Annotated in this window: 27 protein-coding genes, 1 tRNA gene and 1 pseudogene; 4 read left to right on the top strand and 25 right to left on the bottom strand. The window is 37.2% G+C overall.

Going from position 1 to position 24,535, the window contains the following annotated elements; all coding sequences use genetic code 11:
• The first annotated feature begins 53 nt into the window (after positions 1–53).
• Positions 54–126: transfer RNA gene (locus FC33_RS05800), tRNA-Gln, on the top strand.
• Positions 127–777: 651 nt separating this feature from the next.
• Here the strand turns inward: FC33_RS05800 and FC33_RS05795 are convergent.
• The 21 genes and pseudogenes from FC33_RS05795 to FC33_RS05715 form a co-directional block, all read right to left on the bottom strand.
• A complete protein-coding gene (locus FC33_RS05795) occupies positions 778–2,001 on the bottom strand; it encodes an IS110 family RNA-guided transposase (protein ID WP_004897277.1) in 1,224 nt (407 codons plus the stop codon).
• A gap of 814 nt (positions 2,002–2,815) precedes the next feature.
• Positions 2,816–3,577, bottom strand: a complete 762-nt coding sequence (locus FC33_RS05785) for an AAA family ATPase (protein WP_268888914.1) — start codon at positions 3,575–3,577, stop codon at positions 2,816–2,818.
• A gap of 37 nt (positions 3,578–3,614) precedes the next feature.
• Positions 3,615–3,764 carry an AAA family ATPase gene (locus FC33_RS08605; RefSeq protein ID WP_268888913.1) on the bottom strand — a complete coding sequence of 50 codons (150 nt, stop codon included), beginning with the start codon at positions 3,762–3,764 and terminating at the stop codon, positions 3,615–3,617.
• Positions 3,707–4,198: an RNA polymerase sigma factor gene (locus FC33_RS08600; protein WP_235803900.1), complete on the bottom strand. Its 492-nt coding sequence runs from the start codon at positions 4,196–4,198 to the stop codon at positions 3,707–3,709. Before FC33_RS08600 ends, FC33_RS08605 begins: the two co-directional genes overlap by 58 nt.
• Positions 4,199–4,288: 90 nt before the next feature.
• Positions 4,289–4,459 carry a hypothetical protein gene (locus FC33_RS08595; protein ID WP_000331638.1) on the bottom strand — a complete coding sequence of 57 codons (171 nt, stop codon included), beginning with the start codon at positions 4,457–4,459 and terminating at the stop codon, positions 4,289–4,291.
• Positions 4,460–4,542: 83 nt separating this feature from the next.
• Entirely contained in the window at positions 4,543–4,968 is a 426-nt protein-coding gene (locus FC33_RS05775) for an RNA polymerase sigma factor (protein ID WP_000323895.1), read from the bottom strand.
• A gap of 94 nt (positions 4,969–5,062) precedes the next feature.
• Positions 5,063–5,575 (bottom strand): sigma-70 family RNA polymerase sigma factor, encoded by a 513-nt coding sequence (locus FC33_RS05770; RefSeq protein WP_000241709.1) that lies wholly within the window; start codon positions 5,573–5,575, stop codon positions 5,063–5,065.
• Between the two features lie 487 nt (positions 5,576–6,062).
• Positions 6,063–6,233 (bottom strand): cysteine-rich KTR domain-containing protein, encoded by a 171-nt coding sequence (locus tag FC33_RS08205; RefSeq protein ID WP_004614788.1) that lies wholly within the window; start codon positions 6,231–6,233, stop codon positions 6,063–6,065.
• A 54-nt stretch (positions 6,234–6,287) separates the two neighbouring features.
• On the bottom strand, positions 6,288–8,207 hold the full coding sequence (tet(O), locus tag FC33_RS05765; RefSeq protein ID WP_057827665.1) for a tetracycline resistance ribosomal protection protein Tet(O): 1,920 nt from the start codon (positions 8,205–8,207) through the stop codon (positions 6,288–6,290).
• Positions 8,208–8,574: 367 nt separating this feature from the next.
• A pseudogene (locus FC33_RS05760) lies at positions 8,575–8,948 on the bottom strand (TnpV protein).
• On the bottom strand, positions 8,929–12,174 hold the full coding sequence (locus FC33_RS05755; RefSeq protein WP_057827664.1) for an SNF2-related protein: 3,246 nt from the start codon (positions 12,172–12,174) through the stop codon (positions 8,929–8,931). Before FC33_RS05755 ends, FC33_RS05760 begins: the two are co-directional and overlap by 20 nt.
• A 323-nt stretch (positions 12,175–12,497) precedes the next feature.
• Complete coding sequence (locus FC33_RS05750) at positions 12,498–12,746, bottom strand: hypothetical protein (RefSeq protein WP_057827663.1); 249 nt, start codon at positions 12,744–12,746, stop codon at positions 12,498–12,500.
• Positions 12,733–12,960 carry a sporulation protein Cse60 gene (locus tag FC33_RS05745; RefSeq protein WP_057827662.1) on the bottom strand — a complete coding sequence of 76 codons (228 nt, stop codon included), beginning with the start codon at positions 12,958–12,960 and terminating at the stop codon, positions 12,733–12,735. Before FC33_RS05745 ends, FC33_RS05750 begins: the two co-directional genes overlap by 14 nt.
• A 286-nt stretch (positions 12,961–13,246) precedes the next feature.
• Positions 13,247–14,800, bottom strand: coding sequence for a DNA primase family protein (locus FC33_RS05740; RefSeq protein ID WP_057827661.1), 1,554 nt, complete (start codon positions 14,798–14,800; stop codon positions 13,247–13,249).
• Positions 14,800–15,588, bottom strand: coding sequence for a bifunctional DNA primase/polymerase (locus FC33_RS05735; protein WP_057827660.1), 789 nt, complete (start codon positions 15,586–15,588; stop codon positions 14,800–14,802). Before FC33_RS05735 ends, FC33_RS05740 begins: the two co-directional genes overlap by 1 nt.
• Positions 15,588–15,776 (bottom strand): hypothetical protein, encoded by a 189-nt coding sequence (locus tag FC33_RS05730; protein WP_057827659.1) that lies wholly within the window; start codon positions 15,774–15,776, stop codon positions 15,588–15,590. The genes FC33_RS05735 and FC33_RS05730 overlap by 1 nt, the downstream gene beginning before the upstream one ends.
• A 146-nt stretch (positions 15,777–15,922) precedes the next feature.
• A complete protein-coding gene (locus tag FC33_RS05725; protein ID WP_057827658.1) occupies positions 15,923–16,198 on the bottom strand; it encodes a helix-turn-helix domain-containing protein in 276 nt (91 codons plus the stop codon).
• A gap of 23 nt (positions 16,199–16,221) precedes the next feature.
• Positions 16,222–16,356, bottom strand: a complete 135-nt coding sequence (locus FC33_RS08525; protein WP_268888912.1) for a hypothetical protein — start codon at positions 16,354–16,356, stop codon at positions 16,222–16,224.
• Positions 16,357–16,373: 17 nt separating this feature from the next.
• A complete protein-coding gene (locus tag FC33_RS08485) occupies positions 16,374–16,595 on the bottom strand; it encodes a hypothetical protein (RefSeq protein WP_235803899.1) in 222 nt (73 codons plus the stop codon).
• 53 nt (positions 16,596–16,648) lie between these two features.
• Entirely contained in the window at positions 16,649–17,020 is a 372-nt protein-coding gene (locus tag FC33_RS08480; RefSeq protein WP_235803898.1) for a Rha family transcriptional regulator, read from the bottom strand.
• Between the two features lie 13 nt (positions 17,021–17,033).
• Entirely contained in the window at positions 17,034–17,252 is a 219-nt protein-coding gene (locus FC33_RS05715) for a helix-turn-helix domain-containing protein (protein WP_235803897.1), read from the bottom strand.
• 122 nt (positions 17,253–17,374) lie between these two features.
• On the opposite strand from FC33_RS05715, the gene FC33_RS05710 reads away from it, so the two are divergent.
• Positions 17,375–18,139: a helix-turn-helix domain-containing protein gene (locus FC33_RS05710; protein ID WP_057827656.1), complete on the top strand. Its 765-nt coding sequence runs from the start codon at positions 17,375–17,377 to the stop codon at positions 18,137–18,139.
• A 573-nt stretch (positions 18,140–18,712) separates the two neighbouring features.
• The gene (locus FC33_RS05705; RefSeq protein WP_057827655.1) at positions 18,713–19,855 is read left to right on the top strand and encodes a site-specific integrase; all 1,143 of its coding nucleotides are present in this window, start codon (positions 18,713–18,715) and stop codon (positions 19,853–19,855) included.
• 236 nt (positions 19,856–20,091) lie between these two features.
• Here FC33_RS05705 and FC33_RS05700 read toward each other — a convergent pair whose 3' ends face one another.
• The 4 genes from FC33_RS05700 to FC33_RS05685 form a co-directional block, all read right to left on the bottom strand.
• Positions 20,092–20,778 (bottom strand): Bax inhibitor-1 family protein, encoded by a 687-nt coding sequence (locus FC33_RS05700; RefSeq protein ID WP_057827654.1) that lies wholly within the window; start codon positions 20,776–20,778, stop codon positions 20,092–20,094.
• 63 nt (positions 20,779–20,841) lie between these two features.
• Positions 20,842–21,537: a hypothetical protein gene (locus tag FC33_RS05695; RefSeq protein ID WP_057827653.1), complete on the bottom strand. Its 696-nt coding sequence runs from the start codon at positions 21,535–21,537 to the stop codon at positions 20,842–20,844.
• A 296-nt stretch (positions 21,538–21,833) separates the two neighbouring features.
• Positions 21,834–22,502 carry a Bax inhibitor-1 family protein gene (locus tag FC33_RS05690; protein ID WP_057827652.1) on the bottom strand — a complete coding sequence of 223 codons (669 nt, stop codon included), beginning with the start codon at positions 22,500–22,502 and terminating at the stop codon, positions 21,834–21,836.
• A gap of 67 nt (positions 22,503–22,569) precedes the next feature.
• Positions 22,570–23,286: a Bax inhibitor-1 family protein gene (locus tag FC33_RS05685; RefSeq protein ID WP_057827651.1), complete on the bottom strand. Its 717-nt coding sequence runs from the start codon at positions 23,284–23,286 to the stop codon at positions 22,570–22,572.
• Between the two features lie 695 nt (positions 23,287–23,981).
• Here FC33_RS05685 and FC33_RS05680 point away from each other — a divergent pair.
• Positions 23,982–24,530 carry a DNA-3-methyladenine glycosylase I gene (locus tag FC33_RS05680; protein ID WP_057827650.1) on the top strand — a complete coding sequence of 183 codons (549 nt, stop codon included), beginning with the start codon at positions 23,982–23,984 and terminating at the stop codon, positions 24,528–24,530.
• Positions 24,531–24,535: the final 5 nt, after the last annotated feature.

Genomic DNA, 24,535 nt, shown 5'->3' with positions numbered 1-24,535 from the left:
TTGGTTCTTGACATTCATTTTAAAGTTTAATAAGATAAGAAGGTCAGGTTTATTGGGTATTAGCCAAATTGGTAAGGCAGAGGACTCTGAATCCTTAATGTACTGGTTCGAATCCAGTATACCCAACTTACAGTGATATATACACGGTTTAAAGGCTATAAACGTTGAGTTTATGGCTTTTTTATTTTTATCATTTTGATACTAAAAGGTACAAAAAGATATTAAAGAGACCCTAAGAGAGACCCTGAAACAAAAATCAAAACATTATAATATCAATGATTTCAGTAGCTTATCTACAAATAAAGAGACCCTAAAAAATACGTTTGCCCGTTCCTATAATTTCAAGAATTAAATAATATAATCAATTTACATGTTTAACATTTTTAAGATTTCTAACTATGTTTTAGCAATACGTTTTTTTATTTTATTCAAATATCAAAGCTATATTTTAGTTTTAAAGACGTTTTTACACTGGTTAGTGTAATTTTAAGTGGCTATACGGTAAAAATAAGCACAAAAAAACTCACGTCAATCAATTAAGACTGAACGTGAGTAAAACCAAATATTCCATTGACAACATTTTTTAATCTACTAATTTCTTTCTACTCTAAGTCAAGTGTTATCAACGATTTTAAGCAATTTTATTTTGAAATACAGGCCTAATCGGGAAATGGCTCCCGGAGAATCGAGTTAAATATCTGATTTAGGGCATGATAAATACAGCCACCTTCTGTAATTTCAAAAAAGAGGCTGTTATAATATCTATTGGATCAATTTTTATGACAAAAGTCTTTGGTTATGTTTGGCTACGTCATAGCTATATAATTGATCATTCTTAATTAAAGCGAAGATCGTCCGTAATAATTTATGGATCGATGCGATAGCGGCCTTCTTGTGACTTGCAGTCTCAGAAGACCGTTTTCGTTTCTCGTAATAATCCGCAATATGAGAAGGGTTTCCCGCTTTCTTAGCCGACTGAATTTGGTTGATTGCCAAGTACAGCACCTTTCTGCCGATAGCTGTCCCACGCTTTGAAATTGACAGGTGGGCCGTGAGGTTGCCAGATTCATAAACTTGAGGGTCAACGCCAACGAAGGCATTTAATTGGCTAGGGTTGTTAAAACGTCTGATATCCCCAAGCTCACTAATGATTCTTAGAGCGGTATTTTCGCCGATGCCTGGAATGCTTGTGAGGATCTCCAGATCCCGCTTGGGAGCGAGCTTGGTCATCTCCTTTAAAGCTGTCTGGCACGCCTCTTCAGCGCTCAGAATATTGTTAATGGCCATTTCGAGGCCACGAATATGTGCACTGTCCTTTTTGACAGCTGGGCATGCGACTTTAGCCAAACGAATAAGACTTTGCATTATGTCGTTAGCGCGCTTTTTACCAATACCAGATAAGCCTTTTAAGAAGTCGATGATATCGGCTTCTTTTGTTTCTAATACGATATCAGGGTGTGGGAATCTGAGAACAATACTCCAGTAGTTTTTCCCTCTCGGGTTAACCATTAAGTGCTCAATCTCTGGGAAAGTGAGCTGAATGGCTTTGTGCAGTCTATTCCTGTTGGTTATCAGATCGTGCGAAGCCTGCTCATAGATGCGGTTATTGGCCATCAATTCTTGATATTCTTTGCTTTGAACGTAGGCCAGCCGTTGCGGGTGCTCAGACTGCAGCTTGGCAAGGTACAAGGCATCAAGCTTATCGGTCTTGTTCTGGTGCAGGTCATCCTTTGTCTTTCTTTTGGCTTCCAGCGGGTTCATCATGACATAGCGCAATTCGTGCATGTCCAAAAACGCCTGGAGTCTTCTGGAATAGACACCAGTTGCTTCAAAGATAATCTGCGGTTTAGTAACCTGCTTAAGGTCATCTAGCAACTGATTGAAGCCTACCATATCGTTGGAGATGGCATAGTCATCAACTTTTTGGCCATTGACCATAATGCATACGTTAGACTTCCGGCTGCTAACATCAATACCAAAAACAGTTTTCAATAAATCCATAAGAATAAACCTCCGCTTTACTTGGAGATGAGCTGCCTCCATCTAATCCAATCAGATCTAATTTTCTCAACAGGACTTTAACAGCCAACATACTTAGACGAGATTCACAATTGAATGGTGAAGCTGCCAGTTTTGTTTACGACATCATGTGTCCAAAGCAGTCACGGCATTGGCTTCATCTCCACTTTACATAGTAAAAGAAAAAGTGTTGAACGACTACTCCGTCGAGTAATCATCCAACACTAGATTAGTATGTTTCGTTTCTGGAAACGCAGGATTGCATAAGGCATAGGCGGATTCCTCCTTTCTTTCGGCGGGTGACCGTCCTTTGGGGTGACAGCGGTGACGGTGGTGACAGCAGTTTTGGGATACCCCCTGCCGACTGCCGCAACTGTCACCCTCACCCCCTGCATGACGGTCATGTCGATGATGACGGTGTTTTTGGGATACCCCCCTCGCAAGAGCCGTCACCGTCATGCCGCCATTCTTTTATCCGAAGCCGTAAGGCGTAGGATAGCAGGGCACAGCCCTGCCTTAAGGGAGTCCAGAGGGAACGTCTGGCACACGACTTTGCAGGGCAAAGTGTAGTGTGTTACACCCTGTAAACGCAGTCGGAAAAATCGGAATGATTTTTCTGACCGCAGGGGTGGTTTTACACGACCGAAAAGGGCGAGTAAATCTCACGCCTGCATTTTGCGTTTACGGGGTGTTCTCCCGTAGGGATGACAGCGGCAGGGTATCCTAAAATCACTGTCACCACCGTCACTGCTGTCACCCGCAGGGCAGAGCCGCCAGCTTTACATGGCTTTAAGCGTCAATGACAGTAACAGGGGGGTATCCTAATATCGCTGTCACCACCATCACCGCTGTCACCCGCCCTCCTTGCAAGGGCAATCCGCCTGCCGTCTTTCCTGCGGCTGTACTGGTAGCAGATACGGTTCTCGCTTAAAAATGTGGTGCGGTATTCATTCAGCCATTTCGTAATCACCGTGGGTATGGTTTCCGTTTCCCCCATAGCGGCTAACAGTTCCGTTGCCGTGCCTATCCATTCTTCCTTATCCCTCATAAAATCCACCAACCGAAAAAGGACATCTGGTATCGTTTCTTTCGCAAGCTGCTCCTTCGTTTTCCGCTCCACAAGCTCCCAACGGCAATCACGGAAACGCAGCGTGTATTCCTGATAAGGCGTGTCCCTGCCCGTCACATACAGCTTGGCGGTGTCAGACGCACGTTTCTCCTTTTCCAGAACAAAGGTAGCGTCCGCACTCCCCGTTAATCCTGTCGTCCCAGACACCTTGTTGAACACGTCGCTGTCATTCTGCTTTCGGATGTGGTGTACGACAATGACCGCCAGAGAGTGCCTGTCGGCAAAGTCTTTGATGAGGGAGATGTCCCCATAGTCGCTTGCATAGGCATTGTCTTTTGAAGCTGTACGGACTTTCTGCAAGGTATCAATGACAATGAGCCTGCTGTCTGGGTAATCTTTCAGATAATCTTCAAGCTGCACGATAAGACCGTCTGACAGCTTGCAGCTTGCCACGGCAAAGTGGAGCCGCCCGCTTGCTTCGTCCGTCAAACGAAATAACCTGTCCTGTATGCGGCAGAACGTGTCCTCAAGGCAGAGCGCCCTCCATTGTCGGCATATCCCATAAAGGGATTCCCTGCGACACGCATAAGCATAGCTTCAGCATGAGCCAGCTTTTGCCTATCTTCTGTGAGCCGCAGAACAGCGATAAGCCTGTCGGGATAAGGCTGTCCACCACAAAGGATGGTTTCTCAAGCGGTTCATAAAGGAGCGTTTCGGCGTTGACTGTCTGTAACTTCTGCATGGCTTTCCTCCTTTCGGGCGGTGTCTTTGTTTTCGTTGCACATAGGCGTTGACCTCCTTAAAAATAGATTTACTCCCACGGAAAAAAGTGAGAGTATGTAATGCCGCCAATCCCACACAAATAAAAAACAGATTTCTTTTTCGGGCGGTGTCGGTCACGGTTGGAGATATTTCTTCAATTTCCGCCTTTACTTTCTCCTTTGCAATCGCAACAGATTTCTGTATTGCCGAAGCGGTGCAATGCTCCATAGCGGCGATTTGGTAAAAATTGAACTCATACTCGTAGTAGAGCAGGAAACGCCGCCTTTGTATCTCTGGAAGGCTCCCAACCGCCTTATAGAGCGTTTCATTCCGTTCTTCCTTAACCATGCGTTCATCAAGGCTCTTAGGCACACGCAACGCCCGTCTGTAAAGGGTTTCGTCCCATACCTCGTTAAACTCCCTGTGCCGCTCGTCCCATTAGAAAAGATTCCTGTTCCTGCGCTCCATCTGCCGAAACTCCATAAAGAACTGTTCCGACACTTCCAACTCGTGGGATTTGCCCTGCCCGTCCTTAAAGCTGATAAAATACCTTGTGCCGCTTTCCGTGGATTCCTCCCGAAGCGTGTATGCCTTAACCCTGTATGCCATCCTGTTGTCCTCCTGCAAAAAATGAGTGAGGGGATTTCCATCCCTCACCCAGTAGCCCGCAGGATGGCAGGCTGTTTTAGAAGCTATAAAATTTTCCGCAGCTTCTTCCGCAGATGGTCTAACCTCGCATAGATGGCACCAGTCGTCAAATGCACAAGCGGGGCAATCTCCTTTGTGGAATACCCCTGCATTTTCAGCAGGACGATTTTCAAGGTACGCCCGTCCACCGTGACTAATACTTGATAGAGATTTTCGCTCTCAATCTCTTCCAGTAACTCCGCAACCGTACCCACTTCCGCCTGCCGCTCCCTGCCTGCCATGTCCTCAAGATATTCCGCAACGTCATTCGTCCATCGGTAAAACCGCCTGTTGGAATTGAAGTCTGCCCTGTCCGCCATGCGTATCTGCTCAATGGTCGCTTCATCAACGCCGCACTCACGCAGCAGCTTTTCCTCCGCTTCTTTCCAGATACGCCATTTCCTGTCCTCCCGTCCGTGGTTGTATGCCATTCTTACTTCCTCCAATCAGAATTGATTGAGAGGGCAGAGAAAAGCCCCCTCATCTTCCCAAAGGAAAAAACAAGGGGGCTGAACGCCTTAAATTTTAATTTTCTATTATCTTTCTTAGTTTTATTAGGATTCTGGCTTTGCGTTTGTTTACAACGCTCTGGGTTATGCCCAACCTCGCCCCGACTTCACGCTCGGAAAGTCCGTCAAAAAAGATTGCCTGTATCAGCTCCTGTTCACTATCCGACAGCAAAGGCAGGGCGGCTTTCAGCCTGTCCACCATGACCGCATTGACAACGGTTTCTGCAATGTCCACCGCTTCATCAGTGATAAAGTCCAGAGGATTCCCCTCGCTGTCCGTAAATCCGTCGAGAGATAGCAGTCTATTCTTTGTATCTAATTTTTGCAGATAACGCCACCGTTCCTTGTCACGGTAGAAGTCTGTGTATTGCTCCCTCACGACTTCAAGCAGACAGCCTTGAATGGGGATAAACAGCTTGTCCATATAGGTCTGGTCGGATTCCCTGCAACGGCAGAACTCCGTGTAGGATAATTCCACATAGCCGCCACTTTCTCTGATATATACCTTTCTTGGTGCATATTTCACCATAAATACCTCCCATCTGAATTTTTGAAATGTAAAAAATCCAGATGGAGAGGCGGAGAACGACACCGCATATCAGAAACAGCCCTACGGCACTTTCCAACAAAAATCGACAAAAGAAAAACCGCAAAGGCTCTGTGACCTTTACGGTTATAGGAAATAGTAATTCTATTGTATGGAGATTGTACTTCTACTTTCAAGGTGAGAAGTACCGTTGCACTGGCAGAAATTTTTTTAACTGGTTTCCTGCCGTTCTCTGATATGCTATGTATTGATAAATTTTGCTTCGTATGAGCAGATAGATAACTGCCCGAAAAAAGGACATAAAAAAATCCCTCCAAATTTAAAAACAAATTCAGAGGGTAATTTAGGGTATAACAAAATAACCCACCCGAATATCGTTTTTTTTATTTGGTGAGTTTGTTCTTTCAAATACGAAACAAAAAGAGCCGATGATTCGTGAATTGTTCCACAATTTCATCGGCTCTGCGTCTTAAGCGTCTGGCTCTTTGATGACAGTTATCTTCAAGTTGTCAACTTTAATCAATCTTTCTTGTCTGCATTTTGGACAATAAAGGGGATAATTCTCCAAAACAGTGTCCTTCCTAATTTTATTACGGGTTTTGCTCCCACAAACAGGACACAATATCCATTCGCATTTCATCATAATTAGTCTCTAATCCTTTCAAATCTCATTTTATATGACTTTTGCAAGCTGTTAAGCTAACTTGTTGAACATATGCCGAACCTTATCTATACGGCTATTCGGGCGGCGGGGTTGGCAAATAAATTTACCAATAGCTGGCTGGTATCCTTTTAACTCTGTCAAGCAGACTCCCTGCCCATTTGTGAAATAAGTTAAATCGTTCCTGTATTCTTGAATACATCTAGCAGGGATTTCTCCTTTCAGAATGACCTCGTCATTCTTTATCTGAGTACTTACAATATCTGCACAATACCTTGGAGCATCATGATACGCCCGTGAGAGATATTCCTGCGGTGCATAAATTTCAAAGTGGAGATATGGCTCTAATAGTTCTGTCCCTGCTTTTTTTAAAGCCTGCTCCAATACGATAGGGGAAAGCAGCCGAAAGTCTGCGGGGGTACTTACAGGACTATAATACAATCCATATTCAAAACAGATTTTACAGTCTGTCACTTTCCATCCATACAGCCCCTGCTCGCAGCCATAAAGAACCCCCTCCTTAACCGCATTTTGGAACGATTGATTTAAATATCCAAGTGAAACTCTGCTTTCATACTGCACTCCGCTTCCAATAGGGAGCGGCTCTATGGACAACCCGACAGAAGCCCAGAAAGGATTTGGCGGGACTTCTATGTGGATGGTATATTCTGCTTTTCTAAGCGGTCTTTCCATATATATAACAGTAGGCTCTTTTATTTCTGCCTCCACATGATATTTTTCCTTAAGGATGGCACAAATGACTTCCATCTGCACATTCCCCAAAAAAGAAAGTATAATCTCATGCGTTGTAGGATCCACATAATATTTTAAAAGAGGGTCGCAATCTGAAATTTCTGTAAGTGCCCCAAGCAATATTTCCCGCTGTTCAGATTTCTTTACTGCAATCGTTGTTTGGAGCATAGGGAGAGGATTTTCAATAAATTTTCTCTGCGGCAACAGTATTTCGTTCCCCAAAATACTGTTTAGCTGCAAAACATCATTTGGTAAAATTACAATATCACCAGAGCAGGCTGTATCGGATGAATATAATTCACCGTTTGTCGGAACATACATCTCTGTGATTTTTATTTTCTCTTTTTCAGATATTCTAATAACATCCCTCAAATGCAATGTTCCGCTATATATACGCACATAAACAAAACGCCGCCTTTTCTCTGAATATTCAATCTTAAAAACCTGCCCGCATAGTTCAGATTGACCTTCAGGCGTTGATGAATAAAATTTACTGGCAATTACTTCTATAAGCTGCCGAATCCCCAGATTGTTTTTAGCGCTTCCGTGATAAACGGGAAATAACGTTCCGTTTTGGAATCTCCTGTTTTCTTCCTGTTCCAGTTCTGACATTTTAAACGGTTTCCCTGACATATATTTCTCTAATAGTTCATCGTTTCCCATAATTACCGCATCCCACTGTTCCATATCGTCATTGTCCGTTACATTTATATGGGGATGCTGCCCAACCTTTTGCTTCACTATAATTTCCGAAGAAAGCTTTGCTTTCATTTCCCGATATACCATTGGCAAATCAATCCCCTCTTGGTCAATTTTATTGATGAAAAAAATTGTCGGAATCTTCATTTTCTGTAGTGCATGAAACAGTATACGGGTCTGTGCCTGTATGCCATCCTTTGCAGAAACTAATAATACTGCTCCGTCTAATACGGATAAAGAACGGTATACTTCCGCCAAAAAATCCATATGGCCTGGCGTATCTATAATGTTGACTTTTACATCCTCCCACTGAAAAGATGTCACTGCTGTCTGGATAGTGATTCCCCTTTGACGCTCCAAATTCATTGTATCTGTCCTTGTTGTGCCTTCATCTACGCTCCCTAGTTCTGCAATTGCACCACTGGTATACAATAAACTTTCCGTTAATGTTGTCTTTCCTGCGTCAACGTGACCCAGAATGCCTAAGTTAATTATTTTCATGTGATTTTCCTCCTATCAACACCCAAAAAAGGGCATAAAAATACCCAGTGATAAATACTCCTATCACTGGGTAAATAACTCCAATAGCCCCAAAACACTTATATGTTTTCGGGCATATAAAATTACATGATAAAAGTATTCTTAAACTGGGTACAAAAAACTAAGCCCCATATTAAAAGTGAAACGGGGACTGCTACTTTTTGTTCCCACTATCAAATTAACAGTTTATTTAAGAATACCTTGCCGCATATTTATTAACTCCTTGTACAATACTGAATCTAATTATATTCCTTAACCCTTTATTTGTCAAGCTGACAAACTAAAGCAGAAAAAGCGGCAGGATTTCCCCCTGCCACTAATCATCTGTTTATGCAAAAATAATTTCCTTTTCCACAATCTCCCTCGCACAAGCCCTTATGTTATTGAGGCATCCTGTCCATTCTAAGGCGTTTTCTGCCTTTAGCTGTTCCGTTATGCCCTGTGCCTGTTTCATACCCTCTATGAGCCTTTCAAAGCGTTCCTGTGCCTGTCTGTTGATGTCGGCAAGGTAGGCGTTTAGCCTGCCGCTTGTAAGAAGATTGGTGTATGTAACTTTACGGTACTGTTTTAGATAATCTAAATGCCGTTGCCCCCAGATGCCTATTGCCTGTTCTTCTTCGGCGGGTACAGTTAAGCACGGTATCAAATAATCCCCTGCCTTTCGTATTTGCCGCCCAGTTCCTCAAATAATGATTTTGCCATTGTCTGTTACCTCCACATTCTTTTTTATTTTGAATGTCCGCAAAATCCGTCCTACATCCGAAGGCTTCCAGGGAGCATCCAGGTGATGCAGAGCAATCAGCCGATCCTGGCAGTTTGTGCCTTCACCCATCTTTGCCGTTGAACCAAACAAAATTCTGACATTCCCGGCACGAACCTGGGAAAAAAGCTGTTCCTTTTTCGCATCGGTGTTTGCCGAATGAATAAAGGCAATCTCTTCCGCAGGAATACCCTTTGCGATCAGCTTATTCTTCATATCGTCATAAACATTGAATCCCTCCTTTCCGGGAACAGAAAAATCGCAGAATACCATCTGAGTGAGCTTATCTTTTTGTGTATCCGTCCAAATGGAATAGATTTTATCAACCGCCAGATTGACCTTGGATTCCGGATCATCGAAAGAATTCGGATCGAAAAGTCTTGGATCAAGTCCGATCTTTCGTCCGTCTGTCGTGATTTTCAGCATATTATCTTCCGAAGAATCAACGATATGCTGATGGATTGCCTTAGCCCGGTCGGACAGGTCTTTCATCAATCGTTTTTGGTCCTGGCTTGGCTTTGCAACAATCGTTTCCCGCTCCGCTTCCGGTACATCCAGCTGCAAATCCTCGGATACTTTGATATCCGATACTTCACGGAAGATTTTCATCAGCTCCGGTACATTGTAAAACTTGGCAAAACGCTGTTTCATGCGGAATCCGTTTCCTTCCGGGGCAAGCTCCATCGCCGTAGTCACTTCTCCGAATGTCGTTGCCCAGGCATCGAAATTGTTGAATCCGTTCTGCTCCAGAATCTGTGGCTCCAGATATTTCATCATGGTATAGCACTCCGATACCGAGTTGGAAACCGGAGTGCCGGTTGCAAAAATCACTCCTTTATAATTTGTTAGTTGATTCAGATACGAAACCTTCATGGCCAGATCAAGTGTCTTTGCCGTATCCGAACCGGAATTCACTCCCGGAACTCTGGAGAGCTTCGAGTAAAAATACAGATTCTTATAATTGTGAGCTTCATCCACGTAGAGTCGGTCGATGCCGAGCTTTTCAAAGTTAATGACATCATCCTTTGAGCCTTTATCAAGGATCTTATTCAAACGTGTCTGCATCGACTTAATAAACATCTGTAGCTGCTGAATAGTGAATCTTCTCTGCGAAGCATCACTATAATCCGATTTTGCCTGTTCCATCGCTTCCATAGCCGAATCGATTTCACGGTTGAAGTATTCCGTCTGTACTTCCTTACTCATCGGTATCATTTCAAACTGACTGTGACCGATAATCACAGCATCATAATCTCCCGCAGCAATCCGAGCCGTGAACTTCTTGCGATTGTTCTTTGCAAATGTTTTCTTATCGGCCACAAGAATATTTGCTCCGGGATAGAGAAGCAGGAAATCCTTGCCCCACTGCTCCACCAAATGATTCGGAACTACAAACATGGATTTATGGCACAGCCCAAGCCGTTTCGCTTCCATAGCGGAGGCGATCATTTCGAACGTCTTTCCTGCACCAACTGCATGAGCTAGTAGTGTATTCCCGGAAAGAAGCGTTCTTGATACGGCAGCGAGCTGATGCGGACGTAGCTGAATGGAACGATTGATGCCGGGAAGATGATCTTTCAGATACGATCCATCAAAAGTCCGTTCTCTGGTACTATTGAACAGCCGATTATAGGTATCGGTCAAATCCTTTCTCCGATCCGGATCTTTCAGAATCCAATCCGCAAAGGCTCTCTTCATTTCTTCCTGCTTCATCTGAGCAAGCTGCGTTTCCTTCTCATTCTTCCAACGGTTTCCATGCCCATCGGTATCGTATACAACCGTAGCGGAAAGATTAAGGCAATCTTCCAGGATATAGCCGGCATTCTTCCTTTGTGTGCCGTAGGTCTCATAGACTGCGACGTTGTCGTAACTAAAATGATTTTTCTCCGTAATACTCCATCGTCCTGTCATTGGTTCAAAAAGAATCTCATGATCTCTTCTCTGCCAACCATGCAGGTCGAATAATTCATCCATGAAGTCCTTATAGTAGGACTTCTTAATCCATGTTGCACCCAGACGAATGGAGATTTCCGATGCTTCAATCGGCTCCGGTTGTACGGCCTTCAAAGCTTCTACATTTCCCGTATATCTCGGATCAGATTCTGCTGCTTTTTCCGCATCTTCCAACTTCGTTCTGACATTCCCGGAAAGATACTGATCCGAAGATTCCCAACCATCATACCAATCCGAACTGTCAAAAGACGGATTCCGGTAAATCACACCAGAAAGGTCTTTCACAATCTTATCTTTTCCGTTCTCTCCCCAACCAAGCAGATCATTCATAAAGGAAAGATCTATGTGACCTAGGCTTCGGAAGGATTCGACCATAGCATCTTCCGCAGTTTCACAATGGACAGCAGCCTTAGTTGGACTGATGGTACGCTTAGAAAAAATATCTGCCTTGGAAACGAAGTTTCCTTTGGCATCCAGATTCTCCAGGCCACAAATCAAGAAATAATCCGAATCCTGGGAAAAAGCACGTCCGTTTGCCGTACTGTTTATCCGATCATACGATTTCACAAACGTATCATATGCCGAATTCAGTTCCTTCTGAGCTGCTTCAACCTCTTGATCTTCGGCATCCTCCATTTGCAGATCAATCACCTTGTGCATCTTCGATGCCAGATCAATCATAGAGCGAATCCGTTTTTCCGGAGTAGCCCCGACAGCGGGAGGATACATAGTATCCCCCTCGCGATAGTAGAGCTTTCCATCGATAATACCATAGCTATAATCCCGTAAAGACGGATCAGCAGGTACAGCACCAGGATGCTCCGTATCCTCAATGACAACAGGGCGTACTGAGGGAGCATATACATGAGGTACCGTAATATTGGAAAACAGCTCTCCCAATGATTTTTCACCTGGCAATACAGCCAAATCTGGTCCGAAAGGACCAGATTTTGTAGAAAGAGTGCCAAATACATGATCCGGGTGATCGAGAAAATACTCATTGATCGGAAGATCATCCTCGGTAAGTCCAAGGCTGACCCAATTCGGATACTCCGATAAAACTTCCGGTCGGTCTTTCTTCTGAAAAATCAAAAGATCAGAAACGACTTCCGCATTTGCTGTCTGCTGGAAAGCATCCTGTGGGAATCGAATGGCAGACACAAGATTAGCCCGCTCCGCAAGATACTTTCTTACCTTCGAATCCTTCGAATCCATCGTGTACCGGGAGGTTAAGAAGCAGACCAAACCACCAGGTCGTACTTCGTCCAGAGCCTTTACGAAGAAATAATTATGGATAGAAAGGTTCAGACGGTTAAATTTCGGATCATTAACTCCGTATCGACCAAATGGAACATTACCAACAGCAAGATCATACGTATCAACTGCTTTTGTTGCCTACAACAGTTTAATCAGTCCAAGAATGATAATACTAACCACCGTATTAAACGCTACCGTTTGCCATTCTAGGCACTTTTTAAATAGGTAACTCATTAATATGGATGCAACGAAACACCAACCTAAAATCATCAGAAAATTAATCATCGCTTTACTTTCAACTCATCAGTTAATTCCATAGCCATATCAGCTAATACTTTTTGTCGTTCTTCCAAAACTTTAAGGCGTTTTAATTCTTTGCGTGTTTTGTGTTTCTTATTGAAGATTAATAAATGTTCATGATTACACCATTCAAGTAACTTAATTAAAATGTTGATCTGTTCTTCTTTATTCTTAACATTGCTCTTAATATTTTCTATCGTGTTTTTATCCACGTATTTAATTACTCTCATTGCCGTTTACCTCATAAATAACCAATGCGTGTGATGTTGAATCAATATCATCAGTGCAACCATTAATCGCCTGACTGTATTTAATATCAATTAACGTAATATCTGGATTATCTTTCAGAAATTGATTGATATTCTTTTCTAAACTCTGACCGCTACTTTTCCTCGTTTCACGGCTATAAAAAAATGTATCTGAAAATTCTTTTACTTGGATCATGGTTTATCGACCTTTCTTTTTTAACTTTCGTTTGTTTATCGACTTACAGTTGTGTTTTTATTGCGATAGTCGTTAAAACGCCTATATATCAACATTTACAAAGCATAACCTACGCAACTTACATTTTTCGGATATGTCCCAATTCCCTATATAGTATATTTACGTGTTATTTATTATTTTCTATATATATACATATATGTAAGTACCGTAAGTAACGAAAGTTCCCTTACTCTCCCAACGGTTCAAGTTACTTACGCATTGTTTTTCATTCGTAAGTTTACGTAAGTTATTCACTATAAAATACTCGTTGATATTTTTCAGGGTCAACATTACATAAATAAAGTTGGCCGTTTCTCAACTCATCAAGTTTTTGCTGATCTTTACCGTTCCAATATTTAAGGGGCTTTAATTTCGGTGTTGGTGTATATTCCCACCCCTTAGCTTTCAAAATCTTTTGCGCTCTTAAAGTAAACGTCCGTTGTTTAATTCTTGAATGGTTATTTTCCGCATCCATGCAAGCCATAAAATAATTAAATAAAAATGTACTTGGTATACGTGTGCTTTCCAAATCAGCAAAATATTTATTGATAAAATAATAAACGGGGTCATTATCTTCTTTGATTTCTTGAGTGGCATTTATACTTTCGTTGCTTTGAATAAATGTTGTTACCGTTTTGCTATGCAACGCTTTATATAGCAACCATTCAAGCAATTCTTTACGATTAATATAATCATCTTTGATTTTTCTATTTTCGGACGTGGCTTCGTATTGATGATTAAATTTAACGATCCTAAAACGTCTTAAATGTGCGTCTGTACTATCTTTAAATCGTGGTATGCCATTCATTGATTGAATGATTAAGCTATTAAAGCGGTTATAATATGGCTTCATTCCTTTAGGATTAATCAAAATCGTTTCTCCAGTGGTTAAAGACTTAAACTTACTACTATCTTCATTAAAGCTATTCGGGTCATTATCATCGCCAATAATAACTGCCTTGCTATCAACTAAAGCTAGTTTAAAATCATCTTCAAACTCAATCAGTTTTAATTGCCCACAGTTATTTTTACCTACTAAATTCATGATTAAATTTTCAAATGTACTTTTCCCCGTTCTTCCCTGTCCGTCATCAATTAAAAAAATAGCACTTTCATGCGATATATTAGCGTCAATACTAGCCGTTATAATTTGCCATAATAATTTTAATTTATCTTCTTGACCGTCTGCGATTTCATCAAACCACTTAGAAACCGACCAACCGTTAAAAACTGGCTCACTGGATGCATCCGGATTATAATTTGTAGCGATTTTAGTAGTGAATACATAATCAGGGCTGAATGGAAGTAGCTTATTTTGCGATTTATCAAAAATTCCATTGTTTACAATTACTAGATTGTTATTGTGTGTCCGTGGTACTCGTTTACTTTCAAGAAAGAGTTTATTATAAACTTCACTAATCGCTTTGTCGGTTGCTTGATTATCTACGTAATTGATTAGTTGCTTAATTTCGGTATCGTCTTTCACGTAAACGCCTTTGTTTAGGTTGTACCAATATAGAGGGGCTTTGCTTTGTTCTTCTTCATCGTCCCCAATGACTCTAAAAATTGCGTATTGCTCAACGATATTAGTGATTTCCCTAAATGTTAGGCGTGGTCGCTTTATTTCTCCTTTATGAATACCGCTTTGTATAACGGTCTCTTTTTCTTTGCGTTTCGCTTTTCCAGCTTGCTTTAATCTGCTAAATAATTCTTGATTAGTTTTAGGAGGTTTATTGCTTGCTTGTTGCATCTTGCGCAACTTTTCCATGCGTTGCTTTGTTTCATTATCTAGTTCTTGCATCACTTCGCTATCCTTTCTAATATACTTTTAAAAATATTATTGACTTCCTTATCAGGTAACGGCGGACTGACAAACGTTAAATTTATCGAGTGTGCAAACTGGTAAACTGTTTCAGGATCTGCACCCGTCCCGAATAACCAACCGACAACGCCAGTTAGCCAATTATTGCGATTGCCATTCCCAACACCTTGAGCGATTGCATCCAGTTTCTGACCTGTATAATATTTCTGCGTTGGTGCTTTCACTTTGTAATTAAAATCATTGTTTTCTTTACGTTCCAATGCGCTATATATCCATCCAGGAGCGTTTGTAACGTCTTTTAAGCTAATATTATTCAATGGTTTATAAACGTGTTCAGCAACGCAAGAAGGAGCAATAATAACGCCGTCCGTGCGGATCTCTGCGCCTGTATGGTTGCCTAAACTAAATAACGTTTTATTAGTAGGTTTTAACGTCCTATCAGTCTTATAAATGAGATGAGTGCCACCGCTTTTTGTCCGTTCGGTGTATGTTTGTGGTAAATCATAACGACGTTTATTTAGCTCACCTAATACGTCTTTTAGTTGGTCACTGTTATTTACATCAAGATCAACCAATACTAAATGATTGACTGACAACCCAATGCCCAAATTATTAAATGGTTTGAATGTGTTTCTAATCTCATCAATATTATTAGTGGCATCCTTATAACCATGGGTATTTTTAAGCGGTATCTTGCTATTATGCGATAATTGAAAGACTTTAAAGCCTTGACTTGCTAAGTTTAAAGCTTGTTCTTTAGTATTCATCACTTAACACCCGCCTTACGTGTAAAATAGCGAGTTAAATACCAAATTATTAAAGCTACTACGCCATAGCCTTTAAAGATTGCATAACTGGATGCAATCAGCACAATAATAATTAATAATGTTTCTAACAATGTTGCTTGTTCTATACAAAAGCAACTACCTATCATCTTTTCTAAATCCTTAATCACTTTTAAAAGTCCTTTCCAATGGCTTTAAATGTGATATGATAATCACATAAAGCACGTTTTACGTTCTTTATTCTTGAAACTATAAGAGCGGGCAAACTCTTATTTTTATTGATGATTAAGTCGTTTATTTAAACGGCTTTTTTGTTTTATAAAAACTCTTCATGTTCCTTTAAAAATTTAATTGTGGTTTCTTTACCGATCAGCTTCATTCCTCCAATATTCGCAACAGGTAATCCGTTATGAATAAACTTATTAACGGTATCTACTGAAACACCTAACCATTGCGCCATTTCCTTTTTATTAAGGTAAGGTTTTGCATGCTGTTCTTCTTGTCGTGCCTTATTAATTGCATTCGTTACAGTCGTATAAATATCTTTTCCTAATTCTTCTTTTTGAGTCTGATCTAATACAATTTGAAACATGTGTATCTTTCCTTTCTATTTTTCTACTCAGCTAAACTTAATAAATACTGTTTAAATCCTTTTGTGTCCCATTCCAAAGGATTTACTTGTTTCTTCCATTCTTTAGGATTTAATTTAATGATTTTCTTTAATTGTGGTTCGAGATCTTTAATTTCCATTACTTAATATCCTTTCTTTAAATTGCCACTTGTAACGTTCCGCCGTTTAATAACGCCTTAATTTGTTGATAATCAGCGTTAAGTGATAACATGGCAATTACTTTATTTTCCGCCTGTTGATACGTTTCTAACTCTTCAACTGTCATTAATTCAGTAACGGATGCATCCGCCCCACGTTTTTCTTTAAGTTGCTTACAAGATGAACCAGTAGCATTTTTACAAAGTAAGTTAGTAAGCATTGAATACGGTTGCGGGTACTTGTCTTTAAAATTCCATTCTTTGATTGTATCCGTTAAAGTTTTGCGTTTACTTTTATCTTCAAGCCGTAATGAATGGCGTTCTTGTACTCTTTACAAGTTGCATAGAATTGCCGTGTAAGTTCAAATTTGAAAGCCACTACATTCGGCGTATTTTTCAGCAACGTAATTAAAAAGGTGGCTTGCTGTTCGTTTAGGTGATAAATTTTTGCTTTTGCGCCTCGTCCGGGTTTTAATTTACGCATTTCAAATGCGAGAATTCCAAACTCTTCTAAATTATCTTTATTCTTGCTTATTAGCTGTTGTATTGCGTGGTGGCTATTCTCGCTATATTCCGCAATAACCTCGCTTGTTGTATATGGTTCAGCGGTACTTAATGCGGTGGTTTTGAATACTAATTCATTCATAGCTGCATCCTCCTTACTGTTCTTTGAGTACGTCTAGTTGATTAATAAGCCAATCGTTTAACTTATCAAAAGTTGATTTATGAATGTTTGTTTTTTCGCCTTTGAAAATCTTATCTAAAGTCCAACGACTAACGCCGGTTTCTCTTGACATTTCTAATACTGAGATATTTAACTCTCCTCGTTTACGTTTAAGAGCTAGAATTTGAGAATTAGTAAGCTTCAATAATTTCACCTCCTAACAACTTTTTAGTTGTACAACGAAAGTGTAGTATTTATTTTTATGAAAGTCAACAACAATATTGTTGTATTTAACGAGAAAATATCTTAAAATATTTGAGAAAGGAGCGAAAACTTTTGTGTACAAGAATACGAGAATTACGCATTGAAAAAGGCATTACCCAAAAGAAACTTGCGGATTTATTAGATATAAGCCAACAAGCCGTTGCAAATTATGAAAAAGGTAAGAGAATTCCAAAAAAGGAATTACAAGAAAAGTTAGCAACTATTTTTAATATGCCTGCTAGTTATGTTTTAGGAATTGGATTTTCTACAAAAGAATTAGAAGGCATTGCTTATAAAGCCATTTATAAATCTGTAAAAAATATTATAGAAAATAACATTTCTCATGGATCAGATGGACGATTACAACGTTTTCTAGAAAGTGGTTTATTACTAGAAGTTTTAAATTTAAAAAAAATAGTAGTTAAGGATAACAAAGTTTTACCGTATGAAGAGATTAAAGACAACTTAAAAAATAAATTAAATAAATATTTTAATGACCTTTATTTTAGGGCTATTTCAACCAAAATCGCCAATGAATACGCATTTTACATAGTCACGGACTATTCTGAAATAGAAGATATGCAACAATCTATAAAACGCGATTATATTAATAATGATTTGCCTGAAAGGATTATTGAAATTGATTCTAAAATTACAGCTGAAAAAGAAAAAGAATTGATTAATAAATTAAATCTGGAAAATTTAAATACTTTTAATAACTTAAATAAAAATAATCGAGAACTAAAAAAAGTTTTATTAGCTGGAAAAAAAGATAGAGCAATAAAATTAATCAACCAAAGCATAGACATATTAAATAACATAAAGAAGCGACTGTAATTACTTAACTATTTATTAAAATCTAAGGTGGTAAAATGCAATCTTAGCAAAAGTACCAAAATAGTATTTTGACGGTATATGTTTATACTTAGTGCGTCTTTTGTGATAAAGCTCGCATTTTAAATACAACCTTTAGTCACGATCAAAAGTTCTAATTGGTACTTCGTTTTTTTATGTTCTAGATGCATCCGGTTATTAATTCCTTTTTTTATATTAAAACAAATAAGTAATAAAAAATGTTAGGTTTTGTAAGATTTTGAATTACATATTCAGATCTGCATAGACATTACTTTATCGTTGCTATATTGCCATTTATGAGCGTTTTAAGTGATGTAAAAAGGAGTGTTTTCTGTAATTTTCTGCACTTAAAAGCACTATTCCATATATGTTGACAATAGAATTTTTATAAACCTCTTTGAAACATTGTTATATAGCTGTTTACTGGTGTTTTTAGCAATCAAAAAAGCTCGATTTCGTCCAATTTTTTGTAAATCTTTCAACGGTCGTTTTATTCATACATTTTATTTCTTGGAATTATAAGAGCGGGCAAACTCGAAGAAAGGAATTTCAGGAATGACTAAAATTGTTAAATATCAAAATAAAAATGGAGAAACGCGTTTTAAATTTCGATATTATGCAGGCATTGATGATAAAACAGGTAAAAAACGCTATATTAAACGTTCTAATTTTCTAAATGAAATGGATGCCAAAAACGCCCTTTCAAAAATTACTTACCAAGTAAGCACTGGTGAGTATTTCAAACGAGATAGTAATATCAAATTTAATGGGCTATTTACATTATGGCTTGAATTATATAAAGGAACAGTAAAAGCATCCACCTACGCAACAACCAAGCGCATTTTAAAACAACATGTATTACCTTTTTTCAAAGATTATTTTGTAAGAAAAATAACAGTTGTTGACTGTCAACGTGCCGTAAATTGTTGGTTTAACGAATATCCTAAACAAATGAAAAAATATATTTTCTATACTGCTCGTATTCTCGAATATGCTATTAAGCTTGAGATTATTGAAAGTAATCCAATGGATAATGTTATTAAACCTAAAACAAAAAAAGAACCGGTTAAATTCAATAATTTTTACACGAAAAACGAATTAAACCAGTTCCTTTATTGCTGTAAAAATAATGGCAATTTCAAAATCTATGCTTTCTTTCGGTTGTTAGCTTATAGCGGAGCACGTAAAGGCGAAGCTTTAGCGTTAACTTGGAAAGATATTAACTTCAACAAAAACACTATTTCAATTAATAAAACGGTAACCATGGTTGAAAATAATAAATTAGTTATTCAAACGCCTAAGACCCTTTCAAGTATCCGAGTTATCTATATGGATGCTGAAACAATGGATATTTTAAAAGAATGGAAAAGCAAACAATCACATATATTTTATATGAATGGTAAATCTGCTTTAAATGATCGTTTACTTTTTTCAAAAAATGACGGTTCACTCTTGCATCCAACGCGCCCTAATAACTGGATGCATTTACTAAGCAAGAAGTTCGGATTAAAATATATCTCTTGTCATGGTTTCCGCCATACTCACGCCAGTATTTTATTTCAAGCAGGCGCAACCATTAAAGAAGTTCAAAATAGGTTAGGTCATGCTGATGCTAAAACAACTCTTAACGTATACACACATGTAACTCAAAAAGAACAAAACGAAACAGCCCTCAAGTTTGCTAATTATCTCAATTAGAGACCCTAAAAGAGACCCGCCTATGTTTGCAAACTCTTAAAACACTGTTATATCAACGTTTATCAATATTAATTATTGTAACCAGTATACCCAATTAATATTTATTCGTTCCGTTATATTGGGTTTAATTATCCTTGATATAACGGCTTTTTTATTACTTTAAATGTTTCATTAGTTTCATGGAATATCATTGGTTTTCACTATAAACCTAGCCAAAACTTAGCCAAAAAATCTTTTTATTCTTTTTCATCTGCCGTCATTTTCATTAAATGTGTAAAAATAAGTATAAAATCAAAACACAAGAAAAATGCATTTTCTAATGAAGTCACTATAGTTTTTATATTACTATCTAAGGCTGGATAATTTTTTACGATATTTTGACTATCTTCTGCCGTTCCATACATAAACCATATCAAAACGATTATATCAACTAATATATGCCAAAACCTTTCTCTTATATTAAAAATATTCATAATAACTATTAATATTAGACTAGTTATTCCCAATGTAATGTCTAACTTAGTATTATTTAAATCTCTTAACGCATTAATTCCATATAAAAAACAAAAAATAAATACAAAACAAGCAACTACCAATATTTGAGAAATATACTTATATAATCCAAGTTCCTTTAACAAAAAGCCCATTATCGATGCCATTATTGCCATCATACAAATAATAATAATACTTGCTATAAAAATAATCGGTATTTTCCATGGTTTTTCCTTTTTTAACAAATCAAAAGGTAAAAGACAAACTATAGTTACGATAGCAACTCCAAAAAGAACCACTTTACAGTTAGAAACTATATCTGCTATATATTTTGAAGATAAAACTAATGAGTAAATTTTATAAAAAATACACATATATATAACAAAAAGGCCATATGTAAATAAAAAATATGTTTTTTTACTAATCTTCATTTTTTAATCCTTACTAATAAATTTATCTGAGATAATATTTCTTCAAATCATAAAATATAAAAGTTATCTTTTTTCATCTGCTGTTAACTTCATTAATTGTCCAAAAATAAATACGATATCTAAGCATAATGTCGAAGCATTATCTATTGAATACATCCATGATTCTACTTTAGTATTTATTTTGTCATAATCCTTAATTGTTTGTTGGCTATCCTGGGCGACTCCATAGGAAAACCAAATTAAAACCAAAATATCCAAAATTATGTGAATAAGACGATACTTTACATTAATTATGTTCATTATCAATATCAATGTTAAACAGATTCCGCCGAGTATTATCATAAGTTTAGAATTATTTAAATCACGTGTAGCCATTATTCCATAAACAAAATTTAAAATAAATATCATTATAGTGACTATTATTATTTGGCTGATGAACATATCGTATAGCCCTAAAGATTTCAATACTGCCGCTATTATTGCAGTAACTCCTGTCATTCCCCATATATTAATTAAATTAAAAATAATCATAAGTGGAATTTCCCAAATAAATCTTTTTTTTAATAGTCCTGCTAATACAAGTGCTATTAAACTTGGAACACCATACATTATCAATATTGTTTTCCCACATCCATTATTTATGAGCGAGTTAGTAACAATATAATTTAAATCTTTTTCATACCAAATGCCAGCAATTATTAAATACACAAAAAATATGATATAAGTTTTTATAAAATAGATTGATTTTTTATTTTTCATTTTTAACCCTTATTAATAAATTTATCTGAAATGATACTTCCTGCAATTAATCCTGCAGCTCCGCCAATTGTAGAACCAATTTCTGCTCCAATTTCCGCTCCTGCGACTGTACCGGCTCCTGGCCAATAACTTCACTGATTATCCACCGTCACTCTTCCAGCAACTTCACCAGTTGCCCCAGCAATCTTCAATTCTACAAATGAAACCTCTATACGCTCCACTACTTAAACTAAAAAAATATAATTTTTAAAAATACGAATAAAAATTCTATACCCTTAGCTTAATATCTCTTAACATTAATCATCCTTATTACGCCCTTCAAACATTAAATCCGCTATATCTTCCCAGAGTAATCCGAAATCAAGAACTAAATTTGTAGCATCATACAAAATATATGTATAGTAGGTTAATTTCTTTGTCCCAAGAATCCCCCTCGAACTTATTCGTGATCTTATTTTATTAGCATCATAGTATACAAATGAAGATATACAAACCAGTAAAATAATATCAATAATAATATTAATTAAATTTGATTTAAAAATCAGATTAATAAACGCTACTGCAATACCTGATACAAAAACACTATTTAAAATTGGATGTTCTTGTGGTTCTTTATTACTTCGCATTCCTAAAACAGTACTTACTCCAAAAACTATCGTAGTAACCAGTAATGATTGATAAATTATATTTGGAAATCCCATTGCTTTTAACACTAAAGCTATAAAACCTGTCATTGTTCCTGAAAAAATATAAAAAATCGTGGTAATAATCACATAAGGAATGAATAAAACTAATCCTCCCATATCTCTTTTTAGCGGCCATTCAATTAATTTCATAATTAAATAAGATATTAAGAAGCCTGATACAAAAAAGTCTCCAAATTTATTGTGGTTTTCCCCCAAAAAATCACTATTAGTAACTTTTAATAAAAAAATACAACAATTAAATTTAGTATTAAGCCACAAAAAAATGTTAAATATACCGCTTTTACATAACTTTCTTTTTTCATTAGTTTATATCCTTCCTTGTTGATCAATTTGAATCATTTACTGCTTCAGTCATTAAATCAACTAAATCCAACCATATAAACATGAATTCTACATAAATATCTGTCGCATCTTTTATTATGTTTAAAAATTCACGTTTTTTATTAACTTGCATTAATTCTTTTGAATGCTGCTTAATTTCTATAGTATCTAAATATATAAATAACGAAACTACCACTAAATCTATGATATCAATTATTATATTGAGCCAACTCCAACCCCAAAACATATTAAATATAGAAATGATAAAAGAACCTATAAAGATATTATTTAAAATAGGATGATGATAATCTTTTCTCTTTGTTAAAAAACCCCAAATGGTCATGCTTATAAAAATTAAAACTGTAATGCACAGAGCATATGAGATAATGTTATGAAGCCCTAAAATTTTACTACCCACATCAACCAGTGTGAATATTGAACCATAAAAAAAACAAAGTATTAAAGTTACAATTAAGTAACAAAATAATATCAATAAATCATTTCTTTCTTTATCTAATATCTCATCAAATAACCCCTTGATAACTCCCACTGGAATAAATACCATTGCTAATATTTTTAATTTAGATTCAAGACCATCAAATGTTGTTATTTGATTCCAACATAAAATATCTTCACAAAACCACATCGTAACAATATTAAATAGTAATTCTATCGAAAATGTAGCATACACTGCTAAAATATATTTACTTTGTCTTTTCATTAGTTTATATCCTTATCTAACTTTTTACTTGCTGCATCAGAAGCCGCTGTGATCAAAATATTCTCGTTTATTAATTTGTGTATTTAAATAATCATTTTCTTACTTTTATAGTCAATCAAAAGAAGTAATTATTAAAAATGTGATTCATAATCGAATCACATCAAATCATTTTTGGTTACTAATTCTTTATCAGAAAATGCCAGAATTAGGATTCCGCTAAAATATTATCAATATAAATCATCAATTTCAACTTGATTTTTTCATAATTTATGTTCTTAATAGATTTAATATCATTAATTTTTATAATTAGCCGCTTTTTCTTAATGATTTCTTAATATTTAATTTTACGTTTTTATTCTTTATCCATTGGTATTTAAAGCTGATCCTAATATCAAAATAATTATATTCATTTGGGCTTTCTTAATTTTTTATTAAGTCTTTCGTTTGGAAGCAATATCATTTGGGCTTCATATTATTTGAAAAAATTTGCAACAATCGATCGATTATTGCAAGGGTTAAAGCCAATCCCGATTAATTTTTTCTTCAAGGCCTAATAAAATTTTCTTCATTTGACAATCAGTATTGAGCTTATTCCTTTCTCATATCCCAAGTCGAATTGCTCTTAAGAAATTTCAATCTCCCAATAATTCAACTATAATAAAATCAAGTATCTTTTTGCTAGGAGGTCTTTCACTTTGGCAGATAAACCACGTTGTCAGTGGGCAACTCAAAATCAGCTTGCACAAGAGTATCACGATCATGAATGGGGAGTTCCATGTCATGATGACCAAAAATTATTTGAACTTCTAACCCTTGAAATCTTTCAAGCCGGGTTAAGCTGGAATACGATTTTGAAAAAACGGGCGGCTTTTAAAAACGCATTCGATAATTTTGATGTCGCTAAAATCAGTCAGTATTCTGATGACAAAGTTGAAGCACTCTCGCAAAACGCTGCAATTATCCGCAACCGCAAGAAAATCGAAGCAACGATCAATAACGCCAAAATCGTTTTAAAACTTCCAATATCGCTGAATGAATATTTATGGCAATTTACCGATTTTAAAACAATTAAGCATCATTATCAAACCGCCCGTGAAATTCCTGCTAAAACAGAACTGTCAACTAAAATCAGCAAGCAAATGAAAAAGGACGGCTTCCAGTTCACCGGTCCAGTGACGATTCAATCGTTAATTCAAGCAATTGGAATGGTCAATGATCACGAAGTTCAATGTTTTCGATATTAAAATAA

The organism is Ligilactobacillus aviarius subsp. aviarius DSM 20655 (assembly GCF_001436315.1).
In the GTDB taxonomy this organism is placed as follows: domain Bacteria; phylum Bacillota; class Bacilli; order Lactobacillales; family Lactobacillaceae; genus Ligilactobacillus; species Ligilactobacillus aviarius.
Note: the sequence above shows the minus strand (reverse complement) of the source record. Positions and strands in the feature narration are given on the sequence as shown.